At 73.5% G+C, this 19,827-nt stretch carries 22 protein-coding genes; 5 read left to right on the top strand and 17 right to left on the bottom strand.

The features are described 5' to 3' along the window. Nucleotides 1-6: 6 nt before the first annotated feature. On the top strand, nucleotides 7-936 hold the full coding sequence (locus GA0070622_RS19680) for an EamA family transporter (RefSeq protein WP_091575129.1): 930 nt from the start codon (nucleotides 7-9) through the stop codon (nucleotides 934-936). Here GA0070622_RS19680 and GA0070622_RS19685 read toward each other — a convergent pair. Continuing rightward, nucleotides 899-1,825, bottom strand: coding sequence for a diacylglycerol kinase family protein (locus GA0070622_RS19685; RefSeq protein ID WP_091575132.1), 927 nt, complete (start codon nucleotides 1,823-1,825; stop codon nucleotides 899-901). The genes GA0070622_RS19680 and GA0070622_RS19685 overlap by 38 nt on opposite strands. 95 nt (nucleotides 1,826-1,920) lie before the next feature. Between GA0070622_RS19685 and GA0070622_RS19690 the strand changes: the two genes are divergently transcribed. After that, entirely contained in the window at nucleotides 1,921-2,664 is a 744-nt protein-coding gene (locus GA0070622_RS19690; RefSeq protein WP_091575134.1) for a hypothetical protein, read from the top strand. A 46-nt stretch (nucleotides 2,665-2,710) separates the two neighbouring features. Here the strand turns inward: GA0070622_RS19690 and GA0070622_RS19695 are convergent, their stop codons facing one another. The 3 genes from GA0070622_RS19695 to GA0070622_RS19705 all read right to left on the bottom strand — a co-directional run bounded on the left by GA0070622_RS19695 (nucleotide 2,711) and on the right by GA0070622_RS19705 (nucleotide 5,303). After that, a complete protein-coding gene (locus GA0070622_RS19695; RefSeq protein WP_091575137.1) occupies nucleotides 2,711-3,361 on the bottom strand; it encodes a fasciclin domain-containing protein in 651 nt (216 codons plus the stop codon). Between the two features lie 90 nt (nucleotides 3,362-3,451). Next, complete coding sequence (locus tag GA0070622_RS19700; RefSeq protein ID WP_091575140.1) at nucleotides 3,452-4,495, bottom strand: zinc-dependent alcohol dehydrogenase family protein; 1,044 nt, start codon at nucleotides 4,493-4,495, stop codon at nucleotides 3,452-3,454. Between the two features lie 106 nt (nucleotides 4,496-4,601). After that, nucleotides 4,602-5,303 carry a hypothetical protein gene (locus tag GA0070622_RS19705; RefSeq protein ID WP_091575142.1) on the bottom strand — a complete coding sequence of 234 codons (702 nt, stop codon included), beginning with the start codon at nucleotides 5,301-5,303 and terminating at the stop codon, nucleotides 4,602-4,604. Nucleotides 5,304-5,480: 177 nt separating this feature from the next. Between GA0070622_RS19705 and GA0070622_RS19710 the strand changes: the two genes are divergently transcribed. After that, a complete protein-coding gene (locus GA0070622_RS19710; RefSeq protein WP_245666440.1) occupies nucleotides 5,481-6,365 on the top strand; it encodes an ABC transporter substrate-binding protein in 885 nt (294 codons plus the stop codon). 464 nt (nucleotides 6,366-6,829) lie between these two features. Here GA0070622_RS19710 and tatC read toward each other — a convergent pair whose 3' ends face one another. The 5 genes from tatC to GA0070622_RS19735 form a co-directional block, all read right to left on the bottom strand. After that, nucleotides 6,830-7,783: a twin-arginine translocase subunit TatC gene (tatC, locus tag GA0070622_RS19715; protein WP_091575147.1), complete on the bottom strand. Its 954-nt coding sequence runs from the start codon at nucleotides 7,781-7,783 to the stop codon at nucleotides 6,830-6,832. Nucleotides 7,784-7,804: 21 nt separating this feature from the next. Next, nucleotides 7,805-8,146: a Sec-independent protein translocase subunit TatA gene (tatA, locus tag GA0070622_RS19720; protein WP_091575150.1), complete on the bottom strand. Its 342-nt coding sequence runs from the start codon at nucleotides 8,144-8,146 to the stop codon at nucleotides 7,805-7,807. 217 nt (nucleotides 8,147-8,363) lie between these two features. After that, complete coding sequence (locus GA0070622_RS19725; protein ID WP_369700200.1) at nucleotides 8,364-8,606, bottom strand: hypothetical protein; 243 nt, start codon at nucleotides 8,604-8,606, stop codon at nucleotides 8,364-8,366. A 16-nt stretch (nucleotides 8,607-8,622) separates the two neighbouring features. Further along, nucleotides 8,623-9,648, bottom strand: coding sequence for a helix-turn-helix transcriptional regulator (locus tag GA0070622_RS19730; RefSeq protein WP_091575155.1), 1,026 nt, complete (start codon nucleotides 9,646-9,648; stop codon nucleotides 8,623-8,625). Further along, nucleotides 9,645-10,646, bottom strand: coding sequence for a helix-turn-helix transcriptional regulator (locus GA0070622_RS19735; RefSeq protein ID WP_091575158.1), 1,002 nt, complete (start codon nucleotides 10,644-10,646; stop codon nucleotides 9,645-9,647). The genes GA0070622_RS19730 and GA0070622_RS19735 overlap by 4 nt, the downstream gene beginning before the upstream one ends. Before the next feature lie 115 nt (nucleotides 10,647-10,761). Here GA0070622_RS19735 and GA0070622_RS19740 point away from each other — a divergent pair, with 115 nt between their 5' ends. After that, entirely contained in the window at nucleotides 10,762-11,715 is a 954-nt protein-coding gene (locus GA0070622_RS19740) for a cation diffusion facilitator family transporter (RefSeq protein ID WP_091575160.1), read from the top strand. Nucleotides 11,716-11,788: 73 nt separating this feature from the next. Further along, complete coding sequence (locus GA0070622_RS19745) at nucleotides 11,789-12,874, top strand: DUF3866 family protein (RefSeq protein WP_091575162.1); 1,086 nt, start codon at nucleotides 11,789-11,791, stop codon at nucleotides 12,872-12,874. A 12-nt stretch (nucleotides 12,875-12,886) separates the two neighbouring features. Here the strand turns inward: GA0070622_RS19745 and GA0070622_RS19750 are convergent, their stop codons facing one another. The 8 genes from GA0070622_RS19750 to GA0070622_RS32620 form a co-directional block, all read right to left on the bottom strand. Continuing rightward, nucleotides 12,887-13,117: a hypothetical protein gene (locus GA0070622_RS19750; protein ID WP_091575165.1), complete on the bottom strand. Its 231-nt coding sequence runs from the start codon at nucleotides 13,115-13,117 to the stop codon at nucleotides 12,887-12,889. Nucleotides 13,118-13,179: 62 nt separating this feature from the next. Next, nucleotides 13,180-14,538, bottom strand: a complete 1,359-nt coding sequence (gene pafA, locus GA0070622_RS19755; RefSeq protein ID WP_091575167.1) for a Pup--protein ligase — start codon at nucleotides 14,536-14,538, stop codon at nucleotides 13,180-13,182. Nucleotides 14,539-14,685: 147 nt separating this feature from the next. Next, nucleotides 14,686-15,519 carry a proteasome subunit alpha gene (gene prcA / locus GA0070622_RS19760; protein ID WP_091575169.1) on the bottom strand — a complete coding sequence of 278 codons (834 nt, stop codon included), beginning with the start codon at nucleotides 15,517-15,519 and terminating at the stop codon, nucleotides 14,686-14,688. Nucleotides 15,520-15,573: 54 nt separating this feature from the next. Further along, entirely contained in the window at nucleotides 15,574-16,413 is an 840-nt protein-coding gene (prcB, locus tag GA0070622_RS19765) for a proteasome subunit beta (protein WP_172967792.1), read from the bottom strand. Continuing rightward, nucleotides 16,332-17,000, bottom strand: coding sequence for an endonuclease VII domain-containing protein (locus GA0070622_RS19770; RefSeq protein ID WP_176710510.1), 669 nt, complete (start codon nucleotides 16,998-17,000; stop codon nucleotides 16,332-16,334). The genes prcB and GA0070622_RS19770 overlap by 82 nt, the downstream gene beginning before the upstream one ends. Before the next feature lie 5 nt (nucleotides 17,001-17,005). After that, a complete protein-coding gene (locus GA0070622_RS19775; protein ID WP_073836803.1) occupies nucleotides 17,006-17,212 on the bottom strand; it encodes a ubiquitin-like protein Pup in 207 nt (68 codons plus the stop codon). A 107-nt stretch (nucleotides 17,213-17,319) separates the two neighbouring features. Beyond that, a complete protein-coding gene (gene dop / locus GA0070622_RS19780; protein WP_091575175.1) occupies nucleotides 17,320-18,837 on the bottom strand; it encodes a depupylase/deamidase Dop in 1,518 nt (505 codons plus the stop codon). A gap of 163 nt (nucleotides 18,838-19,000) precedes the next feature. Beyond that, nucleotides 19,001-19,759, bottom strand: a complete 759-nt coding sequence (locus GA0070622_RS32620) for a hypothetical protein (RefSeq protein ID WP_091575177.1) — start codon at nucleotides 19,757-19,759, stop codon at nucleotides 19,001-19,003. Between the last annotated feature and the right edge of the window lie 68 nt (nucleotides 19,760-19,827).

The following is a 19,827-nucleotide window of genomic DNA, read 5'->3' on the forward strand; positions in this document are numbered from 1 at the left end:
AGGGGCGTGACCGCCGACCGCCCCGTACCGTCGCGCGCGCCGGGCCGGCTCGGCGGGGTCGCGCTGGTGCTCGGCGGGGCGCTGTCCGTGCAGTTCGGCTCCGCGGTGGCCGCGCTGCTGTTCCCCCGTACCGGGGTGGCCGGTGCGGTCACCCTGCGGCTGACCCTCGGCGCGCTGCTGATGCTGGTGGTGTGCCGGCCCCGGCTCCGCGGGCACGGGCGCGGCGACTGGGCGGCGGTGATCGCGTTCGGCCTGGCGTTGGCCGGCATGAACTCGATCTTCTACCAGGCGATCGGGCGGATCCCGCTCGGTCCGGCCGTCACGCTGGAGGTGCTCGGCCCCCTGGCGCTGTCGGTGGTCGGCACGCGCCGACTCGCCGCCTGGTGCTGGGCCGGGCTGGCGCTGGCCGGGGTGGCCCTGCTCGGGCAGGGCGGCTTCGACCGGCTGGACCCGCTCGGCGCCGCGCTGGCGCTGCTGGCGGGCACGATGTGGGCCGCGTACATCGTCTGCTCGGCCCGGGTCGGCGCGCGGTTCCCCCGGGCCGACGGGCTGGCCCTGGCCCTCGCGGTGGCCGCGCTGGTCACCCTGCCGATCGGGCTGGCCGACGCGGGCGGCCGGCTGTTCCACCCGGCGGTGCTGGGGCTCGGCGCCGGGCTGGCGCTGCTCGCCTCGGTGCTGCCGTACAGCCTGGAGCTGGCGGCGTTGCGGCGGCTGCCCACCGCGACGTTCGCGGTCCTGATGAGCCTCGGGCCGGCGATCGCCGCGCTGGCCGGGTGGCTGGTGCTCGGTCAGGCGCTGCACCCGGTCGAGGTGGTCGCCATCGGGCTGGTGGTCGCGGCGAGCGCCGGCGCCGTCCGGGCCGCCACGCCCCCGCCACCGGTCGCCCCGGCGCCGGCGGTCAGCGCAGCAGCCGCAGCGCCGACGGCACGGCGCTGACCGTCACCGGCAGGTCGAACGACCGTTCCCCGTCGACGTAGGTGGTGATGCCCTCGGCGGCCAGCTCCACGGTCCGCGCCCGGTACGCGCGCACCAGCGGGTGCGTCACGTGGGTGCCCTGGTAGATCCGCGGCTTCACCCGCATCAGGGTGCGCCGGTCGAAGCGCCCGCCCACCACCACGTCCAGCAGCCCGTCGGTCGGGTCGGCGTCCGGACAGATCCGCATCCCGCCGCCGTAGCTGGCCGCGTTGCCGACCGCGACCAGCACCGCGTCCACCTCCTGCGGCACCCCGTCGAGGGTGAGCCGGTAGCGGCGCGGGCGCAGCCGGGCCAGCTCCACCAGGATCGCCAGGTCGTACCGGCGGGGCCCGCGCGGCCAGCGCATCCGGTTGGCCCGCTCGTTGACGATCGCGTCGAAGCCGGCCGCGAGCACCGCGCCGTACCAGCGGTCGTCGCCGCCGGGGCGGGACAGCCGGGCCAGGTCGACCGGGCGGGACCGGCCGGCGGCCAGCGCGGCGGCGATCGTCTCGACCGCCGCGAGCGGGTCGGCCGGGAAGCCGGTCTCCACCGCGAAGTCGTTGCCGGTGCCAGCCGGGACCGGCCCGAACGGCACGGCCGTGCCGGCGACCGCCTGCACCGCGCGGTGCACCGTGCCGTCGCCGCCCACCGCCACCAACGCCCCGGCGCCGCCGGCCACCGCGGCGTGGCACGCCGCCTCCGCCTCCACCGGGGTACGGGCGGTCAGCAGCTCCACCGGGCGGCCGGCGCCACCGAGGCGCTCCAGGATCCGGGGCAGCAGGCCCCGGTGCCGTCCCCGGCCGGCGGTCGGGTTGGCGAGCACGGCGACGGGGCCGGGCGGGACATGATCGTGCGCGGTCACGGCGAGCACCGTACGGCACGAGCCGCGCCCCTCACCAGGGGCGACGTCGCCACCGCCCGGCGACGGGGCCCTGGCGCCGGCGGCGGTGCGCAATACTGCCCGCCATGCGACCGCGCAGGTTGATCGCCGTCCTCGCCCCGGTGGCGTTCGCCCCGCTCCTGCTGGCCGGTGGGCTCTGGTGGGCGCAACGACCGGTCGAGCCGGCCTGGCACGACAACGCGGTCGCCGACGCGACCGACACCGTCGACCGGGTCGAGGCGAGGTTCGCCCGCGACCACCTCTACACGGCCGAGGAGTTCGTGCACGCCGCCGGGCAGGAGCCGGCGGTCACCGTGCTCCAGGTGCGCGGCGAGACGCACTGGCAGACCGGCGTGACGCTGGTGCTGCGGGTGACCGGGCACGGCGCGGGGGTCAACGGCCGGGGCGAGACGGTCGAGGGCACCGAGTCGGTCTGCTTCCGGCTGCGCCTCGGACCCGAGCGGGACGACCGCGACGACGACATCGACTGCCCGGCCGGCGATCCGGTGCCCGTCCCGCGGGACCCGTCGCTGGACGGCGTCGACGACCGGCTGCGCCGGGCGCTCGGCACGGCCGGCCCCGACGAGGCGGCGGTGCGCGCCGCCGTGGCCGGGCTGAAGCTCGACCCGGCCGTCCGGCAGGAGATCGCCGTCGAGGGCGGCACAATCGGCGTGGCGTTGCGGGCCAGCCAGTACGACTGCCTGCTGGCACGGGTCGGTGCGACGGGCGCGCAGACCTGGCGGCCGTCGCACACCCAGCTCGCCCCGGGCGAGCTGAGCTGCTCCGCCGGGCTGGCCCTGAGCAGTCAGTTCGGCCGGCGCGAACGCTGACGGCGCCCGGCACGGGAGGTGCCGGGCGCCGTCGACGGCCGGTGCGTCAGGGCAGGTCGATCGGGCGCAGCACCCGGTCGACCGCGTGCGCGATCTGCTTGTTGCCCTTGTTGATGTCGTAGCGCACCACCCGCGCGTCGCGGTCGCTGGTGTCGGCGTCGACCAGGCGGACCTGCCGGCCGTACCAGCAGTGCTTCACGTCGACCTCGACGGAGGCGCCGAGCGCGGTCGCCAGCTCCGCGCCGTCGGCCTTCAGCGCCGCCTTCCGGTCGATCGTCGCGCCCGGCACCACGTGGTAGAGCAGCACGTCCTCCACGGTGTCCACACCCAGGCCGGCGACCGCGTCGAAGGCCGCCTTCTCACCCGGCAGCTTCTTCGCGGCGGTGATGTCGCGGACCAGCTCGCGGAACGCGTAGTCGTTCGGCACGAACGCGGTCAGCGCGACCGTGCCGTCGGTGAGCACCTTCACCGGCGAGTCCGGCTTGGCCTGCAGCACCGTCAGGACCGCCTTGGTGAGCACGTCGAAGTCCCGCGAGTTGTGGTCGAAGCCGCTCTTGTCGGCGGTGAGCACGGCGGCCAGCGACCGCGTGCCCGGCTGCTTCGCGCCGGCCTGGGCGGGAGCGGCGACGGCGGTGGTGGCCACCGCCGCGGCCGTGGCGCCAACGGCCAGGCGGGCGGCGAGACGAGCGATGTTCATCGGGGAGCCTTTCGTCGAGGCGACCAGGTCCGTGACTGTCGTCACGACCCTTGCTTCGCCCCGACCGTCCCCGGTGGATGCACCCGAACCTCAGAACGTGACGCGGACCTTCAGCGCGGTCCGCTCGTCCATCGCCCGGTAGCCCTCCGGCACGCCGGAAAGCGGCACCGAGCGGTCGAACACCGGCGCCGGGTCGATCACGCCGGCCAGCACGTCGGCCAGCAGTTCCGGCAGGTACGCCCGGGCCGGCGCCACCCCGCCGGCGAGCGTCACGTTGCGGTTGAACATCTGCCGGACGTCCACCCCGGCGCTGCCGCCGTGCGGCACCCCGACGTAGCCGACCGCGCCGCCGTCACGGGCGATCGAGATCGCGGTACGCATCGACTCCTCCGTGCCCACCGCCTCCAGCACCGCGTGCGCGCCGTGACCGCCGGTCAGCTCGCGGACCGCCTCGACCGCCGCCTCACCGCGCTGCGCCACCACGTCGGTCGCGCCGAACCGCCGGGCGATGTCGGTGCGGGCCGGGTGCCGGCCCAACGCGACGATCCGCTCCGCGCCGAGCCGCCGCGCGGCCAGCACCCCGCACAGGCCGACCGCGCCGTCCCCGACCACGGCCACCGTCGCGCCCGGACGCACCCGGGCCGCCAGCGCGGCGTGGTGACCGGTGGCCATCACGTCCGACAGGGCCAGCAGCGCGGTCAGCAACCGGTCGTCGCCGGCCGCCTCGGCGGGCAGCCGCACCAGCGTGCCGTCGGCGTACGGGACGCGTACCGCCTCGCCCTGCCCACCGTCGGAGCCCGGCGTCCCCCAGAACCCGCCCCGCGGGCAGGACGTGTGCAGCCCCTCCCGGCAGAACTCGCACGTGCCGTCGGACCAGACGAACGGCGCGACCACCAGGTCACCGACCCGCACCGAGGTGACGTCCGCGCCGACCTCCTCGACCACGCCGAGGAACTCGTGCCCGATCCGCTGCCCCGGCGTTCGCCGCACCACCCCCCGGTAGGCCCACAGGTCACTGCCGCAGATGCACGCGAGCACGGTACGCACCACGGCGTCGCCGGGTCCGCGGACGGCGGCGTCCGGCACCTCCTCGACGCGGACGTCGTTCGGGCCGTGGATGACGGTGGCGCGCATCGGTGGTTCCTCCGGGCGGTGCGGGCGGGTGGCTTCGCGCGAACACTAGACCGCGCGTCGCCCGCCCCCGCCCCACCGCCCGGAACCGGTGGTGGCGCTCACCCGATCAGCGGACGAGCAGCCGCTTGCTCAGCGAGGCGACCCCGTCGCCCTTGACCTTGAGCGTCCAGTTCCCGGCCGCGCCCAGCGTCACCACCGTCTCGGCGGTGCCGTTCGGCTCCGCCTTCAGCTCGGCGACCCGCTTGCCGTCCGGGTTGAGCAGGTAGAGCGTCCGCGCGCCGGCGGTCTTGTTGGCCACCTTCAGCGCGAGCTTCTCGCCCGGCTCGGCGATCAGCCCGTCGTCGACGCCGGTGAGCGTGTCACCGGACAGCTCGATGGTGAGCGCCCGGTCGTACGCGGTCTCGGCCGCGGCGCTGGCCACCGTGCCGTCGTCGGAGACGGTGATCCGGGTCCGCACCCCGTCGCCCTGCCGGCCCGGCTTGCAGGCCACCTCGTACGAGCCGGTCTCCAGCTGGGCCCGCAGGTCACCCGTGCGACCCGCCGGCACGTCGGCCACCTCGGCGACCACCTTGGTGAAGCCCGCACCCTCCCGGCCGTAGAGGTAGACCCCGGTGGCCTGCTGCCCCCGGTTGGTCACCGTGAAGGTGACCGTGCCCGGCGTGAACAGCGTGGTGGTGACCTCGCAGCTGGTGTCGGTGGCGGTCACCGGGACCTGCTCGCCCTTCGGCGCGGGCTCGTCGTCACCGCAGGCGGTGAGCGCGGTGGCGGCGCAGAGGGTGACAAGGACGGCGGCGGTACGGCTCTTCATCGGGCTCTCCGGAGCGGAGGTCAGCGTGCTGACCGGGGGTGGGGCGCCGACGCCACCCCGGGACACCGCCCCGGGGGACTCGGCGGAGTCAGCAGAGTCTAAGCGGGCGCGGCGTCCCGGCAAGGCCCGAGGGCAGCCGAATGTCCGCCTCCACGACGACCGGGCATGATGGGCGGCATGCGGCTGGTCTCCCTGCTTCCCTCCGCCACCGAGATCGTGTACGCCCTGGGCCTCGGCGACGACCTGGTCGGGGTCACGTTCGAGTGCGAGGTGCCCCCGGCGTACCGCGCCGGCGTCGCCGTGGTCGTGGGTGGCCGGGACACCCGGGGCATGAGCCCCGGTGCGATCGACGCGTACGTCAGGGAGCAGCTCGCGGCCGGCGCCGACCTCTACACGCTGCACGCCGGCGCGCTGGCCGAACTGGACCCGGAGCTGATCCTCACCCAGGACCTGTGCCGCGTCTGCGCGCTTCCGTCCGGCACGGTCGCCGACGCCGTCGCGCATCTCGGCTGCCGGGCCGACGTGCTGTCGCTCGATCCGTACACCCTGGACGACGTGCTGGACTCGATCCGCGCGGTGGGTACGGCCGCCCGGGTGCCCGACCGCGCGGAGGCCCTGGTGGACGGGCTGCGCGCCCGGCTGGCGGCGATCCGCGCGGCGGTGGCCGGCCGGCCCCGTCGGCGGGTCGCCGTCGTCGAGTGGGTGGACCCGCCGTTCGGCGCCGGCCACTGGATCCCGGACCTGGTCGACGTCGCCGGTGGCGAGCCGGTGGCCACCCACCCCGGGGCCCGGTCCGCGCCGACCACGTGGGCCGACCTGCGGGCGGCCCGCCCCGAGGTGGTGCTCGTCGCGCCGTGTGGTTTCCACCTCGACGGGGCAGCCGACCAGGCGGCCTCGGTGGCCGGGCACTTCCCGGACGCGGAGGTGTGGGCGTTGGACGCGGACGGGCTGATCGTGCGGGCCGGCCCCCGGCTGGTCGACGGCGCGGAGACGATCGCTGCGATCCTGCACCCCGACGCCGTCCCCGCCGCCCGACCCGACGCGGCCCGCCGCATCGCCTGACCGCCCACCCCGCCTCGCTCCGTCGCCCGAGCCCCGCCCCAGCCTGCCCAGCCCGGTTCGGCTCGGTTCGGTTCGGTTCGGTTCGGTTCGGTTCGGTTCGGAGTGATGATCAACACCAGGTCCCCGAAGTGGTGGCATCACCGCGCCCCTGATACCGCCACTTCGCCGATCTGGCTCCGCCCCCGGCCCAGCCAGTCCCCCGTCACGAACTCGCATCCCTCCCGCCCGCCGTCACCGACCCGGCAACCACACATCGGCCCGCCGACGCGTTGACCTGGGGGTTGCGGCAGGGAGCAACGTGCACCTCCGAGATCCTTCGAGGCGCCACAAGTCCACGATCGGCTGCACGAGGGCTGATTGATGCCGGGAGGGGGCACCGGGATGCGCCTGCTTGCGGACCGGGATGCGCGAACGCCGTCCCCGTTGCCGGGGACGGCGTTCGTGGTGCGGCGCGACGGGACCGGTCAGGTCATGTCGTCGTAGCGGCGTTCGATCGGCGCGGGCGCGGCGACCGGCTCGGGAGCCTCGACCGGGGCGGACGCCTCGATCCGGGCACCGGTCGGTACCGGCTCGCTCGACAGGTCCAGCGGCGAAACCTCGTCGTCGGCGATGCCCGCGTAGACCTCCTGCCCACGCCCGCGCCGCCGGTCGTTGAGGAACGCCACCCCGACCGCGGCGAAGTAGAGCGCGGAGAGGCAGAGGGCCAGCGCGGTCATGCCGAACGGGTCGGGCGTCGGCGTGACCACCGCGGAGAACGCGAAGAACACGAAGATCGCCACCCGCCACCAGCTCAGCAGCCGCTTGGCGCTGGCCAGGCCGACGAAGTTGAGCATCAACACGATCAGCGGGAACTCGAACGCGACGCCGAACAGCAGGACCAGGTTCGTGACGAACGAGATGTAACGGGTGACCTCGAGGGTCGTCGAGATGTCGTCGCCGGAGACGTTGAGCAGGAACTCCAGGCCCTTGGTGGTGACGAAGAACGCCAGCACCGCACCGGCGGCGAACAGCGGCGCCGCCAGCGCGGTGAAGACGTACGCGTAGCGCCGCTCGTGCCGGTGCAGGCCGGGCGCGATGAACGCCCAGAGCTGGTAGAGCCAGATCGGAGCCGCGATGATCAGGCCGACCCAGAGGCCGATCTTGAGGTTCAGCAGGAAGACGTCGGCGACGCCGAGCTGCACGAACAGGCACTTGCCGGTTTTCGGATCGATCGCCTGCGGCAGGTCGCAGTAAGGTTTCGACAGCAACAACCGGACCGGCGTGGCCAGCCAGATGCCGAAACCGAAGCCGACCAGGATCGCCAGCGACGCCCGGAACAGCCGGTTACGCAACTCCCGGATGTGCTCCATCAGGGTCATGGAGCCGTCGGCGGCGCGTTCGAACGTGCTCGGGCCGCGCTTCCTCAACGCGAAGGCCACGGTGGTGGGGGCCCTTCCGGATCAGTTCTCGCGGACGCGCTGCACCGGGTCGACCGGCGGGGCGACCGGCTGCTGCGGCTGCGGGGCGTACCCCGGCTGCGGCTGCGGCGCGTAGCCCGGCTGCGGCGCGTACTGCTGCTGGCCCTGGATCGGCTGCTGCGGCGGGAGCGGCTGGTAGCCGTTCTGCGCGTCGGCCTTCTCGGCCAGGTCGCGGTCGTCGTCGTGCAGGCTCTTCGTCTCGGCCTTGATGATCCGCAGCGAACGGCCCAGCGAGCGGGCCGCGTCGGGGAGCCGCTTCGCGCCGAACAGCAGGATCAGCACGACCACGAGTACGGCGATGTGCCACGGCTTGAGGGCACCCATGGGAAGCTCCAGTCGCTCTGTGTCGGTGAGGGTGGGGTCGCCGCCCATCGTACGTGCGTCGCAGCGGCTTGCCACCCCCGGCGGGCCTGCTGGTGCGGGCCGGCCGGTGAAGTCTCGACCAACCCGAGTTGTCCCGTCAACCACCCACGGGGGCGCATTCGTGCTCGCAACCGCCCCGGATCGCGCAGCTATCGCTCACCGGACCGACCGGCGTCGATCACTCGCCGCGCCTGGCCTTGATCAACGCGATCCGGTCCTGCGCCACGGCCGCCCGCTCCTGCAACGACTCGGCGCGGGCCTGCAACTCCTCGGCGGCGGACCGCAGCGACTCCGCCTCGGCCTGCCGGCTCTGCAACGCCAGCGCCGAACGGCGCAACCGGGGCAGCCGCGCCACCACCGGGCGGATCGCCAGGGCCAGCACGACCAGCGCGAACACCACGACCCCGAGCACGATCCACATCACCACGGCGGTCAGCCTAGCGGGTGACGCCGGTGGCCGCCGGGTCGGCGCTGCCGGCCGGGGTGGCGCTGCCGGCCGGGCTGGCGTACGCGTCGAGCGCGGCGACGGCCTGGGCGCGGACCTGCTCGGCCAGCTCGGCCGGGGCCACCACGGTCACCTCGGGGCCCAGCCCGAGCACGAACCGGCGGGCCCAGCCCAGGTCGGTGACGCGCAGCGACACCAGCCACTGCTCGCCGTCGGCCTCGACCCGCTCGCACGGATAGTATTCGGTGATCCACCGCTCGCCCCGGCCGATGCGCAGCGTGATCAGCGGCAGGTCCGCCGAGGGCCGGAACACACCGTCGCTGAGGTCGTGCGGGCGGGCCTGCGGCGGCACCACGGCCTGCTCCGGCAGCTCGGTGACCGCGTCGATGCGGTCGGCCCGGAACAACCGGACCGCCTCGGCCCGACGGCACCACGCCTCCACGTACGCGCGGCCGCCGACCATCAGCATCCGCAGCGGGTCGATCGTGCGCTCGGTGGTCTCGTCCCGGGCCGGCGTGTAGTAGGTGATCCGCAACGCCCGGCCCCGCTCGACGGCGGCGCGCAGCTCGCGTACCCGGGCATTGTCGCCGGGCAGGCGGACCTCGACCGGCGCTCCGGCCAGGTCGCCCGCGGCGCTCTCGATCTTGGCCAGGGCCCGCTCCACCGCCTCGCGGTTGGCCACCCCCGGCGTCTCGGCGAGCATCCGCAACGCCACCACCAGGGCCAACGCCTCGTCCGGGGTCAGCCGCAGCGGGCGGTCGATGCCGGCGTCGTAGGTGATCGTCACCCGGTCACCGTCGAACGCCATGTCGATCAGGTCACCGGGGCCGTAACCGGGCAGCCCACACACCCAGAGCAGCTCCAGGTCCTCGCGGAGCTGCCGCTCGGTCACGCCGAGGTCGTGCGCCGCCTCGGCGATCTCGATGCCGGGGCGGGCCAACAGGTAGGGCACCAGGTTGAGCAGCCGGGCCAGCCGGTCGGCGGACGCGCGGCCGGCGCGGGCCGCGGGGCGGGTCACCGGGCACCTCCCCCGGCCACCGCCAGCTCGTCGTGCCGGGCGGCAACCTCCTTCAACCGCTGGATGACCGCCTCGCGCACCTCCGGCGGTTCGAGCACCCGCACGTCCGGGCCGTAGCCGACGATCTGGCCGGCCAGGAAGTCGGCGTCGGCGTACGGCAGGACCAGCCGGTCGCCGTCCGGGCCGGCGTGGCTCTCCACCGCCCACCGGCGCAGCCCGGCGGCGCGCCCCGGCGCGGCAAGCACGGTCGCCCGGCCGGTGCGTTCCACCGGCCCGGACCAGCGGGCCACGTGGCTGATCAGGTCCACCCCGGCGGGCGGCTCGTAGGCGCCGGCGTCACCGGTCGCGCGGACCGTGCCGACCACCCGGGACAGCCGGAAGCAGCGGGTCGCCGCACGGTCGAGGTCGTGGCCGACCACATACCACCGGCCGCGCCAGCAGACCACGCCCCACGGCTGCACCCGGCGGCGGGTCGGTGCGTCCCGATCCGGCACCCGGTAGTCGAAGCTGACCTCGCGCCGGTCCCGCGCGGCGGCGGTCAGCGGCGCGAACGCGGGGTCGACCGTCACCATCGGCTCCAGGCCCAGCGTGGCCTGCGGGTCCACGTCGATGCCGGCGGCCCGCAGCTTCGCCAGGCCGGACGACGCGGCGGCGGCCAGGCCGGCGTGCTGCCACAGCCGGGCGGCGATCCCCACCGCGGCGGCCTCGTCCGGTTCGAGTGGGATGTCGGGCAACGCGTATTCCCGGTGGGCGATCCGGTAGCCCGGCTCGGCGTCGAAGACGCTGGCCGTGCCCGTCTCCAGCGGCACCCCCAGCTCCCGCAGCTCGGCCTTGTCCCGCTCGAACTTGCGCTGGAACGCCTCGTGGTCCTTGGCGTCCTCCGGGTCGTGCTCGTAGCCGGGCACGGTCGCGGCGATCTGGGCGGCGGTCAGGAAACGCCGCGTGGACAGCAGGCAGATCACCAGGTTGACCAGGCGTTCGGTACGGGTCCGGGACACGAGCAAACGCTAGCAGCCCGCGCGTCCGACGCGGGCACCCGCGCGGGCGCGGCGCGGGCATCGACCCGTTCGTCTCCGCCCGGCGGCCGGACGGGGCCGGCCCTAGGGTGATCGCATGGCGGATGCGGAAGTCAAGTCCGAGAGCGTCGGCACCGTCGTGGTGGCCGGCGCGGCGAACCTCGCCATCGCGGTCGCCAAACTGGTCGCGGGCCTGATCTCCGGTTCCGCCGCGATGCTCTCCGAAGCCGCCCACTCGGTGGCCGACACCACCACCGAGGTGTTGCTCTACCTGGCGCTGCGGCGGGGCGCGCGGCCCGCCGACACCCGGCACCCCTTCGGGTACGGCAAGGAGAGCTACGTCTGGGCCTTCCTCGCCGCGCTGTTCACCTTCGTCGCCGGCGCCGGCTTCGCCATCACCCACGGCGTCACCACGATCCTCGTGCACGAGCACACCGGCGACTACCTGATCTCGTACGTGGTGCTGGCGGTGTCGTTCGCCATCGAGTCGGTGTCGCTGGCCCGGGCGGTACGGCAGGTGCGCCGGGAGTCCCGCCGCTGGCGCGCCACCCCCCGCCGCTACCTGCGGCTGACCGCCGACACCACGGTCAAGGCGGTCTTCCTGGAGGACACCGCCGCCCTGATCGGCCTGCTCATCGCCGCCGCCGGGCTCACCCTGTCCCACCTCACCGGCGACGAGCTCTACGACGGGATCGCCTCCATCCTCATCGGCGCGCTGCTGCTGGTGGTCGCCGGCATCCTGGCCCGCAGCAACATCTCGCTGCTGGTCGGCCGCGCCGTCTCCGAACGGGTGCACCGGCAGATCGAACGGGAGCTGGAGGGGGTGCCGACGGTGGACCGCGTCGACACCCTGATGACCATGTTCCTCGGCCCGGAGGACATCCTCGTCGCCGCCAAGGTCGACTTTCGCGACGACGCCACCGGCGCCGACATCGAGGCCGCCTCCGACGAGGCCGAACGCCGGCTCACCGACCGGTTCCCGGAGATCGCGTACGTCTTCCTCGACCCCACCCGCTCCCGCGGGCCCGGCGGGCGCGCCCGGACCACGTAGGAGGAGCCCCCGCCCGGCCGGGACGGCTGACCCGGCCTCGGGCCGCCCCGACGCCGGCCGATAGCGTGCCGGCATGGTGCGATGGCGGTCCGGCACGGTCACGACGGTACGGCGGCGGTGGGCCGGCGCCGTCGAACTCGACGTCGACCTGCCCGACGGCGCCCGGATGCGCGCGCTGGCCTACCCGGCCCTGGTCGGCGACCCGCAGCCCGGCGACCGGGTGCTGCTCAACGCCGGCGCGCTGCTGATGGGCCTCGGCACCGGTGGCTACGCCCTGGTCGTCGCGCTGCCCGACCGGCTTCCCGCCGACCCTCCGCAGGCCGGCGACAGCCGCGACGCCGGGCACCTGGTCAAGGCCCGCTACACGCCGCTGCAACCGATCCTGCTCGGCGTCGACGAGGAAGCCTCCCCGCACCACGACCGGCTGGCCGCCGCCGAGTCCGTCGACGGGATGCCGGTGGTCACCGCCGACCTGCACTCCGCGCTGCCGGCGATCCTCGCCGGCGTGCACGCCGACGCCCCCCGCGCCCGGGTCGCCTACCTGCTCACCGACGGCGGCGCGCTGCCGGCCTGGTTCTCCCGCACGCTGGCCGGCCTCGCCGACCGTCTCGTCGGCACGGTCAGCGTGGGGCAGGCGTTCGGCGGTGACCTGGAGGCCAGCACGCTGCACAGCGGCCTGCTCGCCGCCCGGCACGTGCTCGACGCCGACGTGGCGATCGTCGCGCAGGGGCCGGGCAACCTCGGCACCGGCACCCGCTGGGGCTTCTCCGGCGTGGCCGTCGGCGAGGCCGTCAACGCCGTCGCCACGCTGGGCGGCCGCGCGGTCGGCTCACTGCGGATCTCCGCGGCCGACCCCCGCCCCCGACACCGGGGCGTCTCGCACCACAGCCTCACCGCGTACGGCCGGGTGGCGCTGGCCCCCGCGGAGCTGGTCGTGCCCGACGGCCTCGACCCCGACCTGGCCGCCGACGTGACCGCGGCGCTCGCGCCCCTGACCGACCGGCACCGGATCGTCACCGTGCCCGTCGACGGCCTCGACGCCGCACTGCGGGCCAGCCCGGTCGGACTGTCGACGATGGGTCGCGGGCTCGACGCCGACCACGCCTACTTCCTGGCCGCGGCCGCCGCCGGCCGGTACGCCGCCGCCCTGCTGCGCTGAGCGGGAGCGTCCTCAGCCCAGGAAGAAGATCAGGCCCAGCCAGACGCCCACGATCAGCGCCAGCGCCACCGCCAGCACCCACGTCGGCACGGTGTACTCACCGCGGCGGTTGCGTTCGACCTCGGCGCGGATCTTCTCCCGCCGCCGGTCGATCCAGTTGAGCTTCTCGGTGCCGCCGTCCCGCTCGCGGCCGGAGGTCCGGCCGGGCTCGCGGCCGTGAGGTTGCGGTTCGGAAGTGTCCATGGCGACGCCAGCGTACCGGTGCCCCGGCGGCCGGCGCCCGCAGGCACCGGCCGCCGCCGGCCTCACATGCTCGCGATCAGCCGCTCCACCCGCTCGTCGTACGCCCGGAACGGGTCCTTGCACAACACCGTGCGTTGCGCCTGGTCGTTCAGCTTCAGGTGCACCCAGTCCACCGTGAAGTCACGCCGCTTCTCCTGCGCGTGCCGGATGAACTCGCCGCGCAGCCGCGCCCGGGTGGTCTGCGGCGGCGTCTCCTTCGCCTCGAAGATCTCCGGGTCGGTGGCCACCCGGTCCACCTCGCCCCGACGCTCCAGCAACCCGTAGAGGCCCCGCCCGCGCCGCAGGTCGTGGTAGGCCAGGTCCATCTGCGCCACCCGCGGGTGCGACAGCGGCAGGTCGTGCTTGCGCTGGTAACGCTCGATCAGCTTCAGCTTCGTGATCCAGTCGATCTCCCGGGCCACCGGGTCCAGGTCGCCGGTCTCCACCGCGCGCAGCACCCGCGCCCACAGGTCCACCACCCGCTTGGCGGTCTGGTCGCCGCCCCGACGCTCCACGAACTCGGTCGCCTTGGCCAGGTATTCCTGCTGGATCTCCAGCGCCGACACCTCCTTGCCGGAGGACAGGCGCACCTTGCGCCGCCCGGTGATGTCGTGCGACACCTCGCGGATGGCCCGGATCGGGTTCTCCAACGTCAGGTCCCGCATCACCACGCCGGCCTCGATCATCCGCAGCACGATGTCGGCCGTGCCGACCTTCAGCAGCGTGGTGACCTCGTTCATGTTCGAGTCACCGACGATCACGTGCAGCCGGCGGTAGCGCTCCGCGTCCGCGTGCGGCTCGTCCCGGGTGTTGATGATCGGCCGGCTCCGGGTGGTCGCCGAGGAGACACCCTCCCAGATGTGCTCCGCCCGCTGGGACAGGCAGTAGACCGCGCCGCGCGGCGTCTGCAACACCTTGCCCGCGCCGCAGATCAACTGCCGGGTGACCAGGAACGGGATCAGCACGTCGGCCAGCCGGCCGAACTCGCCGTGCCGGGACACCAGGTAGTTCTCGTGGCAGCCGTACGAGTTGCCGGCCGAGTCGGTGTTGTTCTTGAACAGGTAGATCTCGCCCGCGATGCCCTCGTCGTGCAGCCGCTTCTCCGCGTCGACGAGCAGGCCCTCCAGGATCCGCTCACCGGCCCGGTCGTGGGCCACCAGGTCGGTCACCGAGTCGCACTCCGGCGTCGCATATTCCGGGTGCGAGCCCACGTCCAGATAGAGGCGGGCGCCGTTGCGCAGGAACACGTTGCTCGACCGGCCCCACGACACCACCCGCCGGAACAGGTACCGCGCGACCTCGTCGGGGGAAAGCCGGCGTTGCCCGCGATAGGTGCAGGTGACGCCGTACTCGGTTTCGAGGCCGAAGATTCGCCGCTCCATGATGAGACATTAGCCGCCCGGAGCCCCCGATGGGCAGCGCCGACGCTCACCGCTTGCGATCTCCCCCACGCAGATCGGTGAGGTGGCGGCATCCGTACGCGCAAGACCCCGCCACCTCGGCGAGGTGGCGGGGTCCGCAAGCAGACGTCACTCGGCGGGCCGGTCCTCCGCGTTGCCCTCCAGATCGGCCGAACCCGCCGACGTGGTCGGCTTCTTCGCCTCCTCCGTCGGCACCGTCGGGGTCTTCGCCCGGCCCGGCGCCGGCGCGGTGTCCGCAGCCGCGTCACCCTCCAGCAACCCGGTCAGCGCCGCCCCGGTGACCCGGCGGAACGTCCGCCCGACCCGGCCCCGGTCCAGGACCGCCACCTCCAGCTGGTTCGCGGCGATCGTCCGGGCCGCCCCGCCCTCGCCACCGACGCTGCTGAGCGCCTTCATCGCGGCGCGCACCGCCTCGGACAGCGACATCTCCGGCCGGTGCTCGTTCTTCAGCACCCCGGCGATCGCCTCGGACTGGCCACCCATCGCCATCCGGCCCGGCTCGTCGTTCACCGAACCGTCGTAGGTCACCCGGTAGAGGGAGTCGTCGTCCGGCGTGGCGCCCACCTCGGCCACGCAGATCTCCACCTCGAACGGCTTCGACTGCTCGGTGAAGATCGCACCCAGCGTCTGCGCGTACGCGTTGGCCAACGCCAGACCGGTCACGTCCCGCCGGTCGTAGCTCAGTCCGTTGAGGTCGGCCATCCGCACACCCGCGCGCCGCAGGTTCTCGAACTCGTTGTACCGGCCCACGGCGGCGAAGCCGATCCGGTCGTAGATCTCACTGACCTTGTGCAGCGTGCTGGACAGGTTCTCGGCGACGAAGAGCACCCCACCGGCGTAGCTCAGGACCACCGCGCTGCGGCCCCGGGCGATGCCCTTGCGGGCCAGCTCGGAACGGTCGCGCATGATCTGCTCGGGCGAGGCGTAGAACTGCATGGCCACGGCGGCGGTTCTCCTTCTTGCGGGACTGCTGACTCGATGGACGTGGGAGCGGCGTCAGCCGCCGGGGTTCTCCATCCGGCCGGACACCACGCCCTCCGCGATCGTCGCCGTCTCGGCGTCGGTGAGCCGGTGGGTGCCGTCGGCCGTCGCGGTCATCACGACCGGGTAGATCCGCCGGGTCAGGTCGGGGCCGCCGGTGGCGGTGTCGTCGTCCGCCGCGTCGTAGAGCGCCTCGACGGCCAGCCGGGTCGCGTCGTCGATCGACAGGCCCGCCCGGAAGCGCTTCTTCAGCGCGGACTTGGCGAACAGCGAGCCGGAGCCGATCGCGTCGTAGCCGGTCTCCTCGTAGGGGCCGCCGGTCACGTCGAAGCTGAAGATCCGCCCGGCCCGCGCCGGGTCGCTCGCGGCCAGGTCGAAGCCGGCGAAGAGCGGCACCACGGCCAGGCCCTGCATCGCCGCGCCCAGGTTGCCGCGGATCATCGAGGCCAGCCGGTTGGCCTTGCCGTCGAGCGAGAGCATCGCGCCCTCGATCTTCTCGTAGTGCTCCAGCTCCACCTGGAACAGTCGCATCAGCTCGATGCCGATGCCGGCGGTGCCGGCGATGCCGACCAGCGAGTACGCATCGGCCGGGTGCACCTTCTCGATGTCGCGCTGGGCGATCAGGTTGCCCATCGTGGCGCGCCGGTCGCCGGCCATGACCACGCCGCCGGCGGCCGCGATGGCCACGATGGTGGTCGCGTGCGGCGCCATGTCGGCGGCCATGCCGGGCGGCAACGGCCGACGCCCGGGCAGCATCTCCGGGGCGACCTTGCTCAGGAACGTTGTGAAGGAGGACGTCCCCGCGTTGGTGAACACATCTGGAAGACGCCCGGATGGATCAAAACCCGCTGCCACGTGGTTCCTCTCAGGTATGTGATCGCCCCGGCCAGGTTGTCGAGGTCGTCCTTGAACTGGCCGAGACCGCCGTTGCAGTTGAAGCAGAGTATCCCGCGCACCCACCCGGTGCGATGATCGTGGTCCAGATGTTCCGGATCGGGGCGCCGGCAGATCGCGCACACACCGCCCTGCTCGGCCAGGAGCTCCTGGAACTCCTTCTCGCCGACCCCGTAGCGGCGACGCAGGTGGTACTCGCGGTTGCCGCCGTAGAGCCGCTGCTTGCTCTCGTTACCGCGGGCGATGTGGCACGGCTTGCAGTAGCTGTGCCGACCGCTCGCGTTCGTCGTTCGGGGGAAGTCCTCGACCGGTTTGATCTGCTCGCAGTCGGGACACCACTTCAGGCCGTCCGCGACCGGCACAGGCGCTTTGCGCTGCGGCGCGATCCCCCGCTTTCGTCGGCTCGCCTCGGAGCGAACTGAAGCACACGTCTTGCAGTAGAAGGCCAGCCCGTCCGGGCGCCGCCGGTTACGGTGAAACGCCGACGCCGGCAACGAGCGGCCACACTGGGGGCAGAGCTTGTCCGAAGCCTCCGGCAAATCGGACATAGGCCTCATTGACCGCCCTTCTGCACATATCCTCTCACGAACTCCTCGGCGTTCTCCTCCAGGACGGAGTCGATCTCGTCGAGCAGGTCGTCGACGTCCTCGGTGATCTCGGCGTGCCGCTCGGCCACCTCGGGGTTGGCCTGCGCGGTGACCTCCTCGACCTCCTCGTGGGACTTGCCGGATTGGGTCTGACCACCCTCTTGCGTCGCCATGGTGGTGCCTCCTCCACGATCGCCTGCGATCAACTTACCTCGCGGGAGCGACGAAAAGCCCGTCGCGCGCCGGGTTCCGGCACACGACGGGCCTTCCGGCATCCGGGTCACCCGCCGGTGAGCATCTCCAGCAGGTCCTTGGCGCTCTCGCAGCGGTCGAAGAGCTGCCCGACGTGCGCGCGGGTGCCCCGCTCGGGCTCCATCATCGGCACCCGGACCAGCGACTCCCGGCCCACGTCGAAGATGACCGAGTCCCAGCTCGCGGCCACCACCTCGGAGGCGTACTGGGCCAGGCAGCGGCCCCGGAAGTAGGCCCGGGTGTCCTCCGGCGGCTCGGTCATCGCGGTGCGGGTCTGCTCGTCGGTCAGCAGCGTCTTCATCGAGCCGCGCTGGACCAGGCGGTGGTAGAGCCCCTTCTCCGGACGCACGTCGGAATACTGCAGGTCGACCAGCTGCAGCTTGTGCGAGCCCCAGGCGAGCTTCTCCCGCTCCCGGTAGCCCTCCAGCACGCGCAGCTTGGCCACCCAGTCCAGCTCGTCGGCGCACTCGAACGCGTCGCGGCCGAGACGGTCCAGCACGCTCTCCCAGCGGTCGAGCACGTCGGCCGTCTGCGCGTCGACGTCCTGGCCGTACCGGTCGTCCACGAAGGAACGGACCCGCTCCAGGTAGGCCCACTGCACGTCCAGCGCGGTGAGCCGGCGCCCGTCCCGCAGCCGCATCAGGTGCTTCAGCGACGGGTCGTGGCTGACCGCGCGCAGCTCCCCGACCGGGTCGGCGATGCCCAGGTCCGCGCCGAGCGCCTTCTCCTCGATCATGGCGAGGATCAGCGACGTGGTGCCGACCTTCAGGAACGTGGAGATCTCGGAGAGGTTGGCGTCGCCGATGATGACGTGCAGCCGGCGGTACTTGTCGGCGTCGGCGTGCGGCTCGTCGCGGGTGTTGATGATCGGCCGCTTGAGGGTGGTCTCCAGCCCGACCTCGACCTCGAAGAAGTCGGCGCGCTGGGAGATCTGGAAGCCGCTCTGGCCGCCGTCCTGGCCGATGCCGACGCGGCCCGCGCCGCAGACGATCTGCCGGGTGACGAAGAACGGCGTCAGGTACGCCACGATGTCGGCGAACGGCGTCTGCCGGCGCATCAGGTAGTTCTCGTGCGCGCCGTAGCTGGCGCCCTTGTTGTCGGTGTTGTTCTTGTACAGGTGGATGGGGTGGGTGCCCGGGATGGTGGCCGCCCGGCGGGCCGCCTCGGCCATCACCCGCTCCCCCGCCTTGTCCCACCGCACCACGTCGAGGGGGGTGGTCACCTCGGGGGTGGAGTATTCCGGGTGGGCGTGGTCGACGTAGAGCCGCGCGCCGTTGGTGAGTATGACGTTGGCCAGTCCGAGGTCCTCGTCGGCGAGCGCCTCGGCCGGGTCGTAGGCCGCCCCGGAGTAGGTGAAGCCGCGGGCGTCGCGCAGCGGCGACTCCTCCTCGTAGTCCCAGCGCGCCCGCCCGCCCCGGTTGAGTTCCGGTCGGGCCCCGTACGCGTTGACCACCTGCGAGGAGGTGACCATCGGGTTGGCTCCGGCCTGGCCGGGCACGGAGATGCCGTACTCGACCTCGGTGCCCATGATCCGTCTGACGCTCATCGACCTGCCCGCTCCGCTCGCCGTCCCGGTCCCCGTCACGTCGAGCGTAGTCGGCACTTCGACGGTAGGTGGCGCGCCGGGCCCCGGCGGGCGCCGTTCGCCGTCCTCGGCGGCGGCCGGAGCGGTGCGGTCCGTCCGGCCGTCGCCGTGCCGAACTCGACGGTCAGAAGAAGCGGTACGCCTCCGCGGCGGCGTCCTCGGTCTGTGCCGCGGGCGGCGCGGTGATGCTGACCGGCTCGCCGAAGCTGTGCATCTTCATCTCGTTGTCGATCTTCCCGGCCGCGGTGTCGAACGTGTAGGTGAGCAGCGTGAGTCGACCCTCGGCGTCCAGGGTGGCCTCGAACGGCACCGTCTTCGTCTTGAGCACCTTGAACGCGTTGCGCAGGGTGGCCTTCTCGGCGTCGCTGGAGGCCGCTGCGATGGCCTTCTCCGGGTCGGCGACGCCGGTGTAGCGGCCGTCGCCGGCCGGTTCGGCGGAGACGACTCCGCCGAGGATGCCGGCCTGTGCCCGGACGTCGAGGCCCTGGGCCAGCTGCCCGTCGGGGCGCAGCCGGCTGCGGTCGAGCCTCATCCAGGGCTTGCCGTCGGACGCGTCCTGCTTGACGTAGACGGCGTCGGTGGTGACGACCATGCTGACCGGCTCGGGCGTGCGCATGTCGAGCGTCATCGCGCCCGTGGCGGGTTCGACGGCCGACCGCATGGTGACGGTCTGGTTGCCCGCCTTGATGGTGACGTCCATCTTGAGGGTCTTCTCCAGGCTCCGCTGGAAGCCCTGGCGGATCGCGGTGGGCGCGTCGGCGGTGGTGGGCGCGGAGGCGGACGCCGAGGTGGTCGGCGCGGAGGCGGTGTCGGTGGTGGTGCCGCAGGCGGTGAGCAGGGCGGTCAGGCAGCCGAGCAGGGCCGGGGCAAGTGATCTACGCACGGGCAGACCCTAGCGGGCGGGGCCCGGTTTCGTGGCCCCGTCGAGGACCGACCGGGGCGGCGCCTGCG

This window comes from Micromonospora sediminicola (assembly GCF_900089585.1).
In the GTDB taxonomy this organism is placed as follows: domain Bacteria; phylum Actinomycetota; class Actinomycetes; order Mycobacteriales; family Micromonosporaceae; genus Micromonospora; species Micromonospora sediminicola.